General features: G+C 64.6%; 16 protein-coding genes. 3 read left to right on the top strand and 13 right to left on the bottom strand.

Going from position 1 to position 14,112, the window contains the following annotated elements:
* Nucleotides 1–69: 69 nt before the first annotated feature.
* From EOE66_RS20720 to EOE66_RS20670, 11 genes are all read right to left on the bottom strand, one after another.
* Complete coding sequence (locus tag EOE66_RS20720; protein ID WP_128230654.1) at nucleotides 70–1,281, bottom strand: restriction endonuclease subunit S; 1,212 nt, start codon at nucleotides 1,279–1,281, stop codon at nucleotides 70–72.
* Nucleotides 1,271–2,407, bottom strand: a complete 1,137-nt coding sequence (locus EOE66_RS20715) for a virulence RhuM family protein (protein ID WP_128230653.1) — start codon at nucleotides 2,405–2,407, stop codon at nucleotides 1,271–1,273. Before EOE66_RS20715 ends, EOE66_RS20720 begins: the two co-directional genes overlap by 11 nt.
* Complete coding sequence (locus EOE66_RS20710) at nucleotides 2,400–3,935, bottom strand: type I restriction-modification system subunit M (RefSeq protein WP_128230652.1); 1,536 nt, start codon at nucleotides 3,933–3,935, stop codon at nucleotides 2,400–2,402. Before EOE66_RS20710 ends, EOE66_RS20715 begins: the two co-directional genes overlap by 8 nt.
* Nucleotides 3,932–4,549 carry a restriction endonuclease subunit S gene (locus EOE66_RS20705; protein WP_205702780.1) on the bottom strand — a complete coding sequence of 206 codons (618 nt, stop codon included), beginning with the start codon at nucleotides 4,547–4,549 and terminating at the stop codon, nucleotides 3,932–3,934. Before EOE66_RS20705 ends, EOE66_RS20710 begins: the two co-directional genes overlap by 4 nt.
* 132 nt (nucleotides 4,550–4,681) lie before the next feature.
* Nucleotides 4,682–6,370, bottom strand: a complete 1,689-nt coding sequence (locus EOE66_RS20700; RefSeq protein ID WP_128230651.1) for an amino acid adenylation domain-containing protein — start codon at nucleotides 6,368–6,370, stop codon at nucleotides 4,682–4,684.
* Nucleotides 6,371–6,596: 226 nt separating this feature from the next.
* The gene (locus EOE66_RS20695; RefSeq protein WP_128230650.1) at nucleotides 6,597–7,268 is read right to left on the bottom strand and encodes a relaxase/mobilization nuclease domain-containing protein; all 672 of its coding nucleotides are present in this window, start codon (nucleotides 7,266–7,268) and stop codon (nucleotides 6,597–6,599) included.
* Nucleotides 7,259–7,678: a ribbon-helix-helix protein, CopG family gene (locus EOE66_RS20690; protein ID WP_128230649.1), complete on the bottom strand. Its 420-nt coding sequence runs from the start codon at nucleotides 7,676–7,678 to the stop codon at nucleotides 7,259–7,261. Before EOE66_RS20690 ends, EOE66_RS20695 begins: the two co-directional genes overlap by 10 nt.
* A gap of 138 nt (nucleotides 7,679–7,816) precedes the next feature.
* Entirely contained in the window at nucleotides 7,817–8,332 is a 516-nt protein-coding gene (locus EOE66_RS20685; RefSeq protein ID WP_128230648.1) for a hypothetical protein, read from the bottom strand.
* The gene (locus EOE66_RS20680; RefSeq protein ID WP_128230647.1) at nucleotides 8,329–9,471 is read right to left on the bottom strand and encodes an AAA family ATPase; all 1,143 of its coding nucleotides are present in this window, start codon (nucleotides 9,469–9,471) and stop codon (nucleotides 8,329–8,331) included. The genes EOE66_RS20685 and EOE66_RS20680 overlap by 4 nt, the downstream gene beginning before the upstream one ends.
* Before the next feature lie 158 nt (nucleotides 9,472–9,629).
* The gene (locus EOE66_RS20675) at nucleotides 9,630–10,139 is read right to left on the bottom strand and encodes a hypothetical protein (RefSeq protein WP_128230646.1); all 510 of its coding nucleotides are present in this window, start codon (nucleotides 10,137–10,139) and stop codon (nucleotides 9,630–9,632) included.
* A complete protein-coding gene (locus tag EOE66_RS20670; RefSeq protein WP_128230645.1) occupies nucleotides 10,136–10,687 on the bottom strand; it encodes a hypothetical protein in 552 nt (183 codons plus the stop codon). Before EOE66_RS20670 ends, EOE66_RS20675 begins: the two co-directional genes overlap by 4 nt.
* Nucleotides 10,688–10,804: 117 nt before the next feature.
* Here EOE66_RS20670 and EOE66_RS20665 point away from each other — a divergent pair, with 117 nt between their 5' ends.
* Nucleotides 10,805–11,128 (top strand): helix-turn-helix domain-containing protein, encoded by a 324-nt coding sequence (locus EOE66_RS20665; protein WP_128230644.1) that lies wholly within the window; start codon nucleotides 10,805–10,807, stop codon nucleotides 11,126–11,128.
* Nucleotides 11,129–11,160: 32 nt separating this feature from the next.
* Here EOE66_RS20665 and EOE66_RS20660 read toward each other — a convergent pair whose 3' ends face one another.
* Both EOE66_RS20660 and EOE66_RS20655 read right to left on the bottom strand, forming a co-directional pair.
* The gene (locus EOE66_RS20660) at nucleotides 11,161–12,381 is read right to left on the bottom strand and encodes an XRE family transcriptional regulator (RefSeq protein ID WP_205702779.1); all 1,221 of its coding nucleotides are present in this window, start codon (nucleotides 12,379–12,381) and stop codon (nucleotides 11,161–11,163) included.
* Nucleotides 12,368–13,045, bottom strand: a complete 678-nt coding sequence (locus EOE66_RS20655; protein ID WP_128230642.1) for a hypothetical protein — start codon at nucleotides 13,043–13,045, stop codon at nucleotides 12,368–12,370. Before EOE66_RS20655 ends, EOE66_RS20660 begins: the two co-directional genes overlap by 14 nt.
* Nucleotides 13,046–13,334: 289 nt before the next feature.
* On the opposite strand from EOE66_RS20655, the gene EOE66_RS20650 reads away from it, so the two are divergent.
* Both EOE66_RS20650 and EOE66_RS22535 read left to right on the top strand, forming a co-directional pair.
* Nucleotides 13,335–13,802 carry a helix-turn-helix domain-containing protein gene (locus EOE66_RS20650; protein WP_128230641.1) on the top strand — a complete coding sequence of 156 codons (468 nt, stop codon included), beginning with the start codon at nucleotides 13,335–13,337 and terminating at the stop codon, nucleotides 13,800–13,802.
* A 94-nt stretch (nucleotides 13,803–13,896) separates the two neighbouring features.
* Entirely contained in the window at nucleotides 13,897–14,001 is a 105-nt protein-coding gene (locus EOE66_RS22535; RefSeq protein WP_502573844.1) for a VapC50 family PIN domain-containing toxin, read from the top strand.
* Nucleotides 14,002–14,112 lie beyond the last annotated feature (111 nt).

Below are 14,112 nucleotides of genomic sequence, written 5' to 3'. Positions count from 1 at the left end.
GGCAGAGGCGTGGCGGCTGTGTTGACCGGAGTTTAGAAGACGCGAGCATCCGGGGGGCGATTGGATGAATCACGCAGCAACTCCTTCACGCTCCAGATGCACCCGGCGCTTGCCGGTCAGCAGGTCGGCCATCAGGGCGGCCTTCTCCTGAACGAGCCGGTCGACCATCTCTTTGGTGCCGTGAGCTACCTGCATGGCAGCATCAACGATGGCGACGATTCGCTCTTGCTCCGCCATCGGCACCAGTGGAATTGGCAAGGCCTTCAGCTGGGTCGAGTTGATGCTTGCCAAGTTCGTGCTGCGCTTGGCACAGCTGAGAAAGTAGCTGCGCCCGTGGTCGCTGGCGGCGATGGCGGCGATGAAGCCTGGGAGCACGCGGCCAAGCTTGGGACGCACCGCAAAGACATGGTTCTGGTGCAGGCAGGGATCGATCTCGCCCGACCACACCGTCCCGCGGCCGAGCTTGTCGAAGTCGCCGCCCTCGGTCATCAGAACATCTCCGGCCTGCAGCGCGTACCGGCTGACATGCTCGCGAGCCACCTCGATGAGCTTGACCTCTCTCAGGTCGAGCCTGCCGTCCTGGACATTGGCGACGCGGAGATACGGCACTTCGATCACGTCTCGCTGCCCGGTCTTGCCCATGGCCAGGCCTGTGCGCACGTCGGCAACTTCGGCCAGGGGGAAACGGGCGTGCTTCAGCGCAGTACCGATCAGCATCTCGCGGACTAGCCGAGCCTGCTCCATCCGTTTGGCCCAGAGCGCTCCAGCCACAGCAATCGCATCGTCCCAGGTGGCAAGGATGCTGGCGATGCGGCGTTGCTCTTCGAGCGGCGGAACAGGCACCGTCACAGCCTTCAGGATGCCGCCGCTGAGGTTCTGCTGAGTTCCGGCGTTGCCGAGCTCACGAATCGTCGTGTATTGCGAGGACAGGAAGTGAAAGTAGAAGTCCGGGCTGCATCCGTCGTGGAGATGGATCGCAGCACAAGCTTGGTTCGTAGCAGCCTCGATCCCGAGCTTGGCCACCTGCCCTCGAGTCTTGCCCTGTCCATACATCGCCATCAAAAGGGTGCCCGGCGAAAACAGCTTGGCCGATGAATTCTTCAGCCCGGCAGCGGTGATCTTCTCGGCTGTCTCGGTGATGGTGTTGAACTGGATTTCACCAGTGGTGACCCAGGGCACATCGCCACCCCAGTAGCTCGGCTCCGAGCGATCCGGTGTGCCGCCCGACGTGATACGCGCGATCTCGCCCAGCGTGCTACGACGCCATCCCTCAGGCAGCATCGCCAGGCTCCTGCTCTTCCTCGCCCTCTTCAACCCATCGCTGTGCGGCAGTCCCTCCCGCCCCCTGCACCAGCCGGTCAAAGTCACTCTGATAGAGCCGATCCTGCACGACGCGGTACTTCTCGAATTCGCTCTCGGCGTGCGCTCGCGCAATTTCGGCGGTGACCTTGCCCGCGTCCTGCAGCACCTCCCGGTCGGTCGCGACGATGAAGCGGTTCAGGCGCGTCTCCCAGTCCTGCATGGTCATGGGGATGTTGCGCAAGGCCATGTCTTCGGCCACATCGAGGTAAGCCGATACCAGGCGCTGCAGCTGCGCCATTTCGCTCTCGGTCAGGTAGTTCTTGGCCACCACCACGTCGAACTTCTGGATCTTTCCCTCGGGCGCGTCCTTCCACGAGGTCAGGCCCATGCGGTCCTTGCGCGCATCAGCGCGGCTGTGGATCACCTCGGCGGCGGTCTGGCCGTGGATGGCCCAGTGCAGCTTGTTCTGCACGGTGGCAAAAAAGCGCTGGGTGGACTGTGCTTGGCGGTCGTAGTCGATGGCCGTGGCGTAGATGTCGGTGATCTTTTGGTAGAACTTGCGCTCTGACAGGCGGATCTCGCGGACGCGCTGCAGCTGCTCCTCGAAATACTGCTTCGTGAACACCGTGCCGTCGTTCTTCAGCCGCTCGTCATCCATCGCGAAGCCCTTGATGGTGAAGGACTCGACGATGGCGCTGGCCCACTTGCGGAACTGCACCGCGCGCTCGGAATTGACCTTGTAGCCCACCGCGATGATGGCGCTCAGGTTGTAGTGCTGGGTGTCGTAGGTCTTGCCGTCACTGGCAGTTATCCGGAATTTCCGGATAACTGAATCTTCGGCCAGCTCTCGGTCCGAGAAGATCTTCTTGAGGTGCTCGCTGACCGTGCGGACGTTCACGTCATAGAGCTGGCCCATCATCTTTTGGGTCAGCCAGACGTTTTCATCGGCATAGAGGGCTTCCACACCCCCCTGGCCGGCGGCCGCAACAAAGGTCAGGTACTCGGCCGCCGATGAGCGCGTGATGCCGGGCGCCACCGTCAAGGCCCGGCTGCCAGGCTTGCTGCTCGCACCGCCGCCTTTGCCACCTTTGCCCCTTTCACTCATAGCCCAGCTCCTTCAAGTAGGCATCCATCTGGGTTTCCAGCCGCGCCAGGTCGGCCTTGAGTTCCAGGCGTTCGCGGCGCACCGCCATCAGGTCGATGGGAGCCTCTTCCTGAAAGGTGTCGACGTACCTGGGGATGTTCAGGTTGAAGTCGTTCTCAGCGATCTGAGCCTGTGTGGCCAGGTGGGCGTAGCGCGGCACCGCCTGGCGGGCGGCCACCGTGGCCTGGATGCGTTGCAGGTCGGCTTCGCGCAGCACGTTCTGGTTCTTGCCGGCCTCGAAGTCGCGGCTGGCGTCGATGAACAGGACGTGGTCATCGACCTTGTTTTTGCGCAGCAGCAGCACGGCGGCCGGGATGCCGGTGCCGTAAAACAGCTTCTCGGGCAGGCCGATGACCACGTCGAGCAGGTTTTCTTCAATCAGCTGCTGGCGGATGCGCCCCTCGGCCGCGCCGCGGAACAGCACGCCGTGCGGCACCACCACCGCCATGCGGCCAGTGCAGGGCTTCATGGTCTCGACCATGTGCAGGATGAAGGCGTAGTCGCCCTTGGTGCGCGGCGGCACGCCGCGGCGGAAACGGCTGAACTTGTCGGCATCTGCGCCTTCGAAGCCCCATTTCTCCAGGCTGAAGGGCGGGTTGGCCACCACGATGTCGAAGTGCTTCAGGCTGTTGGTGCCGTCCAGCAGCTTGGGGTTGCGGATGGTGTCGCCCCACTCGATGCGGTGGTTGTCCTCGCCGTGCAGGAACATGTTCATCTTGGCCAGGGCCCAGGTGCTGCCGATGGCCTCCTGCCCGTAGAGGGCGTATTTGCGGCTACCGGCGCCTTCGCGGATCAGCCGGCCGCACTTCATCAGCAGCGAGCCAGAGCCGCAGGTGGGGTCGCAGATCTCGTCGCCGGGCTGGGGCGCCATCAGCCGCGCCATCAGGGTGGACACCTCGGGCGGGGTGTAGAACTCGCCGGCCTTCTTGCCGCTGGTGGAGGCGAAGTTCTTGATGAGGAATTCGTAGGCGTTGCCGATCACGTCGAGGTTGCCAACGCGGCCCTCGCGCAAGTTCAGCGCGGGCTTGGCGAAGTCTTCCAGCAGGTGGCGCAGGATGTCGTTCTTCTGCTGCTCGTCGCCCAGCTTGTTGCTGTTGAAGCTGATGTCCTGGAACACGTCGCGCAGCTTCGACAGGTTAGCGTCTTCGATGGCGTGCAAGGCCTTGTCGATGCGCTCACCGTTGCCGGGCGTGTGGCGCAGCGCGTGCAGCGCGTAGAAGCTGGCGCTGGCGGGCAGCACAAAGCGCTCGTTCTTGAGCATTTCTGCGATCAGCTCAGGGTGGTCGCCGTACTGGGCCTTGTAGTTGTCGTAGTGGTCCTGCCAGACGTCGGACACGTATTTCAGGAACAGCATGGTCAGGACATAGTCCTTGTAGATGCTGGGGTCCACCGTGCCACGGAAGGTGTCGCAGGCGGCCCAGACGGCTGCGTTGATGTCGTCCTGGCTGACGGCAGCTTGGGCGAGTTGGGGCGTGGTGAGATCGTTCATGGGCGGGTGGTCTGTTGACTGCGCATGGAGGCCGCCGACAGGGCTTCAGCCAGCGCATGGAGTTGTTGTTCGCGGTTCTGGATGAGGCGGCGCAGCGTGGCCCGCTCAGCGCGGGCGGCGCGGTCCAGTGCAACGATGCGGCGCTGCTGCGGCATGGGAGGCACGGCCAGTGGCAGCGCCTCCAGCACCGGGCGGCGGATGCTGAGCTGGCCGCTGCCCTCGGCGCTCTGCATCAGCAGGCGCTGAAACGGTGGCTGGTTGATCTGCCAAGCCAAAAAGGCCGGCTCCACCGCGACGCCAGGCTGCACGCGCAGATGGAAGAAGGCCGGGCCGCAGACCGAGGGCATGGGCGGCGTATCCACCACTACCGCGTAGAAGCGCGCGCCTTTGGCGACAAAGAGCAGGTCGCCGGGCTGCAACCAGCTCGGCCCCTTGCGGCCAGGCAAGTGCGTGCGCAGCGCGCCCGCCCATGCAATGCCCGACTCGGGATCGACATCCTTCATCTGCAGCGCTATCACGCCGCCGTCTTGGGCACCCTCAATCGTGCCCCGGAACGGATAGCCCGACTGGACGGCAGCAGCCTGACTCAACGAGAAGAAGTTTGCATCAATCACAGTGGAGCATAATACGCGCCATCATGACGAGTGCAAAAACTATTTGCTTCAATTAGATTGGAGCAATCCACCGGAGCTCAGCAGTTCGTCATGAAGCCCGCAACACCCGACCGAGTGTGAGCAAGCAGCGCCTCACACCTTGGCCGGACGACCGTTGTTTGCGGCCGGCGAGCGCAGCAGGCTGGTCACCACCCGGCCAGCGCCCACAATGCGCAGCGGCACGTCGGTGGGGCGGAAGTCGAAGGGCAGCGAGCCGCGCAAGGTCGGCTCCAGGGGTAGGCCGATGCCAGGCGGCGGCAGGACCCGCTTGCCGCTGACGGTCTGTGTCGCCAGGGTTCGCCACGACTCTCGCTGTCGGCCGTCACGCCAGCGCCGGTGGCCGGCGGGCGACCGGTCCAGCGTCGCCTGGACGATGCGCTCCAGTGCGGCGTGCTGGCTGCCCGTCAACGCGCCGGTGATCATGGCCAGCATCGAATCCGCGCTCAGCCACGACCAGGCCCAGAAGTTGGCCAGCGCCTCTTCCAGCCAATCGTCCGTGCCACGCACGGCCGTGCACACCCGGGTTTGGTAGGGCAAGAACTTGGCATGCCCGGCCTGCAGCTCCATCCAGGTGAGCGCGGCTTCCACCTGGGCGTGAAACAGCACGTGCTCATAGACCAAGCCGACGCCGAGCTTGGCCGCCAGGGCATCACTGCCGCGGCCAAAGCCTTCGCGCTGCAGATCCAGTAGCAGACTGCTGATGAAGCCGTCCAGGTTCGCGGCGTCGAAGTAGATGCCCCAGGCGCTCTCGGCATGGGTGTGGTGCGGTTGGTACCAGGCGATGGCCTCGAACCCGACCTGGCCCTGCAGCGCCCGGATCCGATCAGCCGCAGCCTGCGGGTCTGGGAAGTCGAACACCGCTTCGCTGTCGAAGGCGCCGAGCCAGGCGGGGTCGGCGGGATCGAAGGGCCTGGCGTCGCGCACGATGCCGTCGTGACGGCCCACAGGCTGCAACGGTGGATGCGCGCCGGTCTGGCGTGGCGAGGCGAAGGCCCGTGGCAACCGACGCTCGGCCGCCGTACGGACTTCGCCATAAGACGGATCGCCGCGATGGGGCTGCCAGGTGACCACGGCCAGACGCCGGCCTGCGCCCGCGTCCACGATCAACGCCTGGTACTGGCCGTCACGCGGTGGCGGATGCGCAGGATCCGGCGCCGACAGGATGGCCTTGGCGATTGCCCGATCAGCCGAGGCCACCGAGGACTTGTTCAGCCGGACGGCAAAGCCGGGCGGCATCAGTTCCAGCAACGGTGTGATGTCGAGCGCCGGCCGCTCATGCGCCGCGCCCGCGGCACCCGGGCCCGGACTCGCCGAACCATCGATCTCATCGACTGCCCACCGCGCGGCAGCCTGCGCCTCCGCGGCCCGCTCTCGGGTCACGCAGACGATGGCCGCGTCGCGCACCGCCTTCGGCACCGCGCTGTCGCCCGGCACCAGCGATGCCACGACGGAGACCGTCCTGCGCGCGGCATCAACGGCCACCGAGTGGCAGTGGATTCGCAGGCCCTCATCGGTACCCACGGGGAGCGCACGGCGGGCAAGCAAGAGGCCAGTCAGCTGGCCAAGCAATGGTCGTTGCGCAGCCAACATCACCAGCGCAGCCTTTCCATCTCGCCCCTGGCGAGCTGCGACGACGGTGAGTTCACCATCGGCGATGAAGAAGGGCAGATCTGAATCAGAGACCGGAACGACTGCGACCAGCAGATCGGCGCTGGACTCCTGCACAACGGCGACCGTCTGCCAGATGCCCGCGCGAGGCGACTTCGAACCCGTAGACAACAACGCCGCCCCTCCTGATCTCCTGTTGCAAACCCCAGCCATTGTCCGTTCAGCTGGTCAACCGGGACCGCGGCGCCGTGTCACCACATCACCACATCACCACATCACCATGTCATCACGGTGGCACGGTGGCACGGTGGCACGGTGGCACGGTGGCACGGTGGCACGGTGGCACGGTGGCGAATGATCATGTCTTCAGCATGCCACCCCAACACCCGATGTCATCCGATCAGCTGCCCTGCGAAGCCCCTGGCCTCACATCCAGCAGGTGCCCCCACTTCCGGTGATGCGCATGCGCCGCACGCCCAGCGAGTGGAATGCCGTAGGCGCCTGCGCACAGCTTGGCCACTTCGTTCAGGTGCTTGCGAGAGTTCTTCAGCACGTTCCAGTCGTCGTCGTTGAGCACCGGGATCACCGCGACGACGTGCACATGGATGTGGCGCTTGTCGCCGTGCACCACCATCACGGTCGGGCGGTTCGGCGTCCAGCCGAAGAAGTCCAAGGCGTCGCGAGCCAGACGGTAGGCGTTCTGCGCACTCGAGGCCCACTGCGGCACATGGCGGTGCGGGTCTTGAGGCTCTTTCAGCATGCGGGCCGCCGCTGGCGCGAACGAGATGACGATGTGCACGTACCAGACCGGCGGGATCTGCACCCCTGCCTTGGCCGCTCGGCAGTAGCGGTCCATCTGCAGTGTCAACTGAGCTGCCGCTTCGGCAATCTCATCGTCATCGCCCCAGGGCATGGCCGTCAGCGCAAGTTTGTAAAGCTGTGGCGGCCCGAGAAGCCGCACATCCTTGCCGGACAAGGAATGCTGGGGCGAGAACAGGTAGCGAAACAGCCGCCGCAAGTCCGCGCGCCGGCGCGGCTGCTTGCGCCGGTGGTTGATGATCTTCAGGAGCACTGAATATCCTGAAGCAAGTTCGAGAGCCTCTTGCGCGCGTCGGCAACGGTGGCTGCGGCTTCCTGCATCGCCGTCGATGTGCGCTTCTTGCCCGCGTAGAGGACATCGAGCCCCATCACCGCTGCCATCAACACCTGCGACAGGGCGACCAGCTCAGGAGACGGCGACACGGTGTCCGGCTGCTGCAAGGCCGATGGCGACGTGGTTGGCCGCCAGACGCCGTCAGCCAGGCAGCGTTGCAAGCCGAGGACGATCAGCTCGGACCGGCTGCGGTGGTTCTGCTCGGCGGCAGCGTCCAGGGCCAGCAGATCCGCCTCCGACAACCGGAAGTTCACCCTGGCTTTGGCGGCCTTTGAGCGCGGGGCGGTGACGCGCCGCGGGCGAGCGGTCTTCTTGGTCGGACTGGTCATGGTGCGCACACTTGTTGTTCATTCTTGCTTGCGCATTTTGGAGTCATTCCGGTAGTGACCCAACGCGCCCGGTCGAAGGAGACGTTCATCGCCTCCGAAGCTTCGCCACCGTTGCAAGCAACGATCACGACACGTCGTTCAGCATTCGGTCCCAAGGCCTTCCGCGCCGTGCATCGCCGCCATGGCTGCCTCGCGCGCAGCCACGATCCGGGCGACGTCCTGCGCCCACTGCCAGACAGCGGGGCGTGTCCACGGGCGCAGCCGGTCGTCAAGCACGTACTCGCGCGCCCAAGGCGCCTCGTCCTCCAAGGCCCGCAGCGCGCGTGCCTGGTCACCGAGCGCGATGCAGACATCCAGCCGGGCTGCTCCGTGGAGCTGGTTCCCTTCCGCGGAGTCCAGCAAGGCGACCAGGAGGCCATGAGCGCCCACGCTGTGCAGCGCCACGACGGCTTCCTCCAGGCTGCGCTCCCTGTAGACGACAGCGATGCCGCAGGGGCTAAGGCCGAACAGCTGGCCATCGGGGGCCGGGCCCAGTTCGCCGGCCCGCCAGGCTTGGCACTCTTCGTCGTTGAGCGGCCGCCAGTCCTCCAGGTCCAACAGTTCCTGCTCCAGGGTCCGGCCATCCCAGGCCCGGCGAAGCGGCGCCGAGCTCATGCTCGGAACCCCATGGGCGCGCGCTCCACACGGCCGTCGGGCACATCGTCCGCGTGGACGGTCCAGCGCGACGCCTGGGCCGCGTTCCCGCACGCCCGTCGCAGCAGGCCACGCACGGCACGGGGCCCGTGCTGGGCCAGCTTGGCTGCGGCGTCCGAATCCAGATGGAAGCGCGCGAATACGGCCTCGGCCTGTGCGAGCTGTCGCAGCACCGAATGCACCACCTCGACAGCGCCCCCGGGGCCTGGCAGCTGGATGTCGAAGGGGTGCAAACGGCTCAGGATGGCCTCTGGCAACAGGCGGCGCTCATTGGACGTGGCCAGCCACACGATCGACGACGCATCCATCTGCAGCATCGGCACCGAGATGTCGCGGAAGGTTCGCGCCATGGCGGGCTCGAGCAGCGGGTACAGCGGCCCGACGGGCGAGAAGCGCTCGCCTGGATGCAGCATCGCCTTGTCCAGTTCGTCGAGCAGAATCACCGGGTTGGCAAACCGGCCGTTCACCAGCAGCTCGAAGACCTGCCCGGTCTGGCTGTTCGCCCAGGTGGCGGACGACCCGCCGAGCTGGGCGCCGGTTTCTGCAGAGCTCATCTGGATGCGCTGGAATCCGCCGGCCACGATCTTGGCGAGCTGCTCGGCGAAGGTCGATTTCCCGGTGCCTGGCACCCCATCGAGAAGCATCGGGTCGAGCTTGATCACGCCATCGTGCAGTTCCGCGAGCGCTCCCATGGCACGCACATGCCCCAGCACCTCACCGAAGTTGGAAAACGCACGCTCCAGCGCGTCGATGTCGGTTCGCCAGGCGTCTGGCAGGCGCCACAGCCGGCGAAACCGCCCGTCTGTTCGCCGCAGCGTGGCAAGGACGGCTGCGTTTCGTTTCCGAAGGTCTTCGTTACCGATGTCCATCGACACCGCAGCGGCCAGCTCGTCCACGGCTTCCCAGCTGCACAGCATGTGCCGCGGAGATTCGGATGCGCCCTTATCGGCTGCAGCCTCGCCCCCGGTTGGCGCGCAGAGCAGGTCCTCAATGCTTTCGTTGCGGACGACTTTCGAATCTGCGGTACATCTGCGCCGCAATCGGTCAGCTGGGCTCTCAGTTCCGTCTTGCGGTTCAGGGGAGGTGTTGTGGTGCGTCATGCGGCGATCCTGTTGACGGCACGGGCGTGCGCAGCCCTCATGGCGCGCACCGCGTGCAACAAGATCGCGACCGTGGGTCGCCACAGAACGGCTTGGCGTTCAGCTGAAAGTTGTGCTTACTGTATCCAGAACCGCGGTGAGGCGTGCGGGCGTCCCGATCACTTCGTCCTCGGCATCGGCACGTCCGGCACACCGAGCCGCACGTTCTGATGGACCATGAACCACACGATGTTGGCCTTGTAGGCCTGTTCATCGGCGGCGATGCGCTCCTCGGTCACATCCTCCGAACGACGGCGTTGACGCTCGCTGGCACGCGCACAGTTCAGGGCAAACCGCGTGGCGCTGACCTGCTGCAGCTTCTCGTCCAGCTCCCGGATGCGCTGCGTCAGCACCACGGTGTACCGCTCGAACGTGTCCTGGATGCTCTGCTGCCGCGACTGGGCCGTGCGGTAGTCCTGCTGGATCTGGGCCAGGCAGCCGGCCAGCTGCGCATTGCGACGCTCGAGGCTTTTGGCGTAGTCATGCCAGGCCTTCGCCGACGCCCGCGCTTCGTGTGCGTCTTCGAGGGCGTCAGACGCGGCTTGCTCCTGGCGGCGATGGACAAAGCCTTCCACGGCGGCCTCGAACCCGCCGACGGCCAGGTCAGTGAACTGCAGCGCATTGATCACTGCGTCACTCCCTGTGCCGAGGACGCATTGGCCGCCGAGGCCGACGCGAACTGCACCAGGCGCTGCCACGAGCCCAGCTGCGCTGCTGAGACGACGAACACCTCCCGGTACAGCAGGCTGCCGTGTTTGGCCATCGCAAGCGCCATTCGGGCCGCCTCAGTAACGCCGGCGTCAGCGGCTGCAGCGAATGCGCCGAAGGCAGCCTGCCAGTGGCAGCGTTCGTAGGCCTCCCAGGCGCCGGTGAGGTCCGAACCGCCAGCGACGGAAGCCTGAGGCGGCAGGCCGTCCACCAGGCGGCCATTGAGGTTTGGATCGCTGTCCCGCCGTGCGGCAGTCGCCGCATCAGACAGCAGCCCTGCCGACGACGTGCGGGGCACATCACCGACCGCACCTTTGACCGACGGATCCACATCTCGCCGGGCAGCTTCCGCAGCGGCTTGCATCGAATCAGCCGCGGCGGCCGCCGCCCCTTGAGCAGCCGGCCCCACCAGCAGTGCGCACACGAAAGCGGCGACAGCTTGGCCTCGACGGGAACGCGCGAGTTGCATGGTGCTCCTTGACCGTTGTTGGCAACCACCAGATCGGCCACCGGATGCAAGCAACTCTATCCGAAAGGGATTTTTTAACCGTGGTTTTTATGTATACACAATGAAAACCTGAGGTGCATGAATGAAGCCGCCAAACCTCTCAAAGCTGGCCGCCCGGCCGGCGCCACATCAGCAGACCCTGCGGTAGCCCGTGCGTTCGGCGAAGCCGTGGTCAACATGCGGCGGGAAGCCAAGATCTCGCAGGAGAACCTCGCCCTGCTGGCCGGCGTCGACCGCTCCTACATGGGCAAGCTGGAGCGCGGCCAGGGGGCGCCGAACATCGTGGCCGTTGTGCGCATTGCGGCGGCGCTGGGGTGCTCTGCTACCGAGCTGGTGCGGCGGTTTGAAGAGGTACTTCAAGCCGCAATGCGGCCAGCCAGTGAAGCGGCTGGCTTGGACTAAGTCAGTCTTGTGATGCGCCAGCAGAGGCCGGCTTATCTTCGCCGACCCGCCTCAAATGCCAATACTGCTGCAGCTCGCATTGATGGGGCGGATTCGTCGCCTGTCTCAGAGGGCGTACGCGCCGACCTCAGTGTCGCCAACTCAACAACACGCCCAGGTGCCGAGAAGTAGGTGGCCTCCAGCCCGCAGAGCTGAACCACATCATTGGTCGAGAACCCGAGGAACGGGGCAACACGATCAACGGGCAGGACGCTCTCGCGCACCAGCAGGTCCACGGTCCTTTTCAACAGTCGCGGCCTCTCCGGGACCCAGCCGTCATCGCCTGGCTCCGCTTTGGCGCCCCACCGAGCGGAGCGCCGCTTGAACAGCACGAGCTTCTCGTCATCATTGAGAAGCCCCAAGAAGTGCAACCGCATCAGCATCGCGCCAACGGAGGCGCCCCAGCGTTGCTTCAGGCTCAGCAAATTATCGAGATTGATCGGCACGCGAACGTCATTCGCAAACGTCTGTGCTGGGAGCAACAACGCACCAGCGAACTGGTGCGCCTGTCGCTCCATGAGGTTGTAGCGGACCTTGTCGTCAACCCGTTGCTCCACGTGTTTGTGCAGGATCAAGTGCCCGATCTCGTGCGCAAGATCGAATCGGCTGCGAAAACCATTGGCCTTATCAGCGGACAGGTGCACCAGGGGGCGCCCTTCCAGTTCACGACTCCAGCTGGACAAGCCCTCCACGACAGCAACATCGGTCTCCTCGCGGAACACGATGATCCCAGCCCCCTCGGCCGCGAGCATCAAGTCCTGCACCGGAGCACGTCCGAGCTGCCACAGGTCGCGGCACTCCTCGGCCGCCTCCTCTATGTCCGACTTCCGGATTTGATCGGGCTCGGTGAAGCTGCGCTCAGGCAGATTCAAGTCGGGATAGTCCACGTGCTCGGCCAGACGTGTAGCGACCTCCTGGCCCCACTCGGTACGTGCCCCCAACTTCGCCAACCCTGCCTTTAGCGCAGAAGAATTCTTCCTGTACAGCGGCGTCGCGATCGCCTTGAGAACAGGGCGCGTCAACCACTCGGCCTGCAAGTTAAGCACGCTCGCGATGCGCTCGAAGGTCTCCGCTTCGGGCGACTGATCACCCTTGCACCATTTGGTGACGGTAGACGCACTCACTCCCACGAGGCTGGCAAGCTGCCCCTTCGTCAAACTCCTTGCCGCTAGGGCCTGCTCCAACCTTGCAGGCTGGAGGTCACGAATTCCCATTGTCATCTTCAGTGCCAGTGTTTTTCTTTCGCTGCGAACCCTTGAGTTTGGGAACCGCGTTGTCTGCCTGCGAGTTGTTGGATGCACGGTCGTACACCTTCAAGAACTCCGTCATGGTCTTCAGGTATAGCCAGGAGCGCATATCGACGGCTGGAAGCGCCACCATGCACTGCGTAAGCTGAGCCAAGCCATTCGCGTCTTCGCCATCCATTACGCCCAAGACAAACAGCGTAGCCTCAGCAACAGCTCCCGCCTCCGCGAAGAAGTCCCCCTGGACGTACTTGCGTTGAATGTGCTCGTTGAGTTCAGCCAACGCCGCCCTAGTCGAACTGCGACGCAGATTCGTCCACTTGTGACCCGGCACGTTCAGTCGGACGATGTTGAAGATGCCAAGACGCCCGACAACCAGACTGGTCCCTCGAAGGGGAGACGGATTGGCACCGTGGGTCTGCAGTGCCTCGTGGAAGGTCTCGTTGTTGTAGAAGTGCTTGATGGAGCCGGCGGCAGACCGCTTGTGGCCTCGCGCAAATCCGCTGGCCTGAAGGCGCCCCTTCTTGTCTCCATCGAAGTAGGCGTCCTCAAGCGCCATGAACGCGTCGCGAGCGACATGCTGCGCTATGAGATCCTCAAGGGCTATTTGACCTTTGGTTTCAAACGAACTCATGGCGTCCTTTTCGCTCCGTCCAATTGCGTTGGACGAGAATTTACCACCAAAAACTTTCGTGTGAGGCGTTTTTTCAACACGACTTCACCCCTCGATCCACGATCAGTCACGACGGGATGCTGCTACAGCGGTTGACTCGACTCCACCGCTGCTGATGGGCGAGGGGTTTGGTGGCGAGCTGATGCAAGCCGGACCATCTGCCGAGCACTGCCAGGATGCCAGACCCAGACGTTTCGACTGTTGCGATTTTCGTTTGTTTCGAATATAATGGGGGTGTACAGAGATCTCCATGACGCAATCCCACACCTTCGAAGCTTCGCTCCCGCTCGCTCGGGAGGTCGCAGCAGCCAGCCAGGGCCAGCGGGCCTTGGCTGCCTACCTGTCCATGCAGCTCGACACCCAGCAGATCCAAATCTTCGACGAGAAGAACCAAGCCCATGCTGTGGAGTTGCCGACATCGGCCCTACGCCTGCTCGTCGACATCCTGTCCGAGCTGGCCGACGGCAACGCGGTGAAGGTGGTGCCCATCCATGCCGAGCTGACCACCCAGGAAGCCGCCGATCTCATCAATGTTTCGAGGCCGCACTTGGTCAAGCTGCTGGAGGCGGGCGATCTGCCGTTCCACAAGACCGGCAAGCATCGGCGCGTGCGCTTCTCCGACCTGATGGCCTACAAGGCAGCGCAAGAGCGAGCCAGCGCAGTCGCGATGGAGGAGCTCACCGCCCAGGCTCAGGCCCTGCAGTTGGGCTACGAATGAGGAGCTCGCCGTTCACGGCCGTCTTTGATTCGACAACCTGTTCGACCTAGACCAGGCCGCCGTGGTGGCCGCCGCCCAGAAGTAGCGCAGCACGCTGAAGAACCCGCCCATCGACGTGGACTGCTACCTCGCGATCCTGTCGAAGCAAGGCCTGTTGCGAACGGCGCGGAACTTGACTGGGTTCCGATCGGTGCTGTGACGTCGCCGCTGCCTGCCCGCACAGCCAATCAGGCTTGTCGCCAGTACCTGAGCTGCGAAATTCGCCTCGCGTTAACGGCGCCGGAGGCCTGCAGCCACCCGCAGACTGGGG

The organism is Rubrivivax rivuli (assembly GCF_004016505.1).
Taxonomy (GTDB): Bacteria; Pseudomonadota; Gammaproteobacteria; order Burkholderiales; family Burkholderiaceae_C; genus Rubrivivax; species Rubrivivax rivuli.
The sequence above is the reverse complement of the archived record's forward strand: the minus strand, read 5'-3'. Positions and strand labels throughout refer to the sequence as shown.

What these genes read in the sequence shown, in the direction of transcription:
- EOE66_RS20650 (WP_128230641.1), top strand. Translation starts at nt 13,335, where the DNA reads ATGACGCAATCCCACACCTTCGAAGCTTCGCTCCCGCTCGCTCGGGAG.
- EOE66_RS20670 (WP_128230645.1), bottom strand. Translation starts at nt 10,687, where the DNA reads ATGCAACTCGCGCGTTCCCGTCGAGGCCAAGCTGTCGCCGCTTTCGTG.
- EOE66_RS20680 (WP_128230647.1), bottom strand. Translation starts at nt 9,471, where the DNA reads ATGACGCACCACAACACCTCCCCTGAACCGCAAGACGGAACTGAGAGC.
- EOE66_RS20660 (WP_205702779.1), bottom strand. Translation starts at nt 12,381, where the DNA reads ATGGGAATTCGTGACCTCCAGCCTGCAAGGTTGGAGCAGGCCCTAGCG.
- EOE66_RS20715 (WP_128230653.1), bottom strand. Translation starts at nt 2,407, where the DNA reads ATGAGTGAAAGGGGCAAAGGTGGCAAAGGCGGCGGTGCGAGCAGCAAG.
- EOE66_RS20665 (WP_128230644.1), top strand. Translation starts at nt 10,805, where the DNA reads ATGAATGAAGCCGCCAAACCTCTCAAAGCTGGCCGCCCGGCCGGCGCC.
- EOE66_RS20720 (WP_128230654.1), bottom strand. Translation starts at nt 1,281, where the DNA reads ATGCTGCCTGAGGGATGGCGTCGTAGCACGCTGGGCGAGATCGCGCGT.
- EOE66_RS20710 (WP_128230652.1), bottom strand. Translation starts at nt 3,935, where the DNA reads ATGAACGATCTCACCACGCCCCAACTCGCCCAAGCTGCCGTCAGCCAG.
- EOE66_RS20685 (WP_128230648.1), bottom strand. Translation starts at nt 8,332, where the DNA reads ATGAGCTCGGCGCCGCTTCGCCGGGCCTGGGATGGCCGGACCCTGGAG.
- EOE66_RS20655 (WP_128230642.1), bottom strand. Translation starts at nt 13,045, where the DNA reads ATGAGTTCGTTTGAAACCAAAGGTCAAATAGCCCTTGAGGATCTCATA.
- EOE66_RS20690 (WP_128230649.1), bottom strand. Translation starts at nt 7,678, where the DNA reads ATGACCAGTCCGACCAAGAAGACCGCTCGCCCGCGGCGCGTCACCGCC.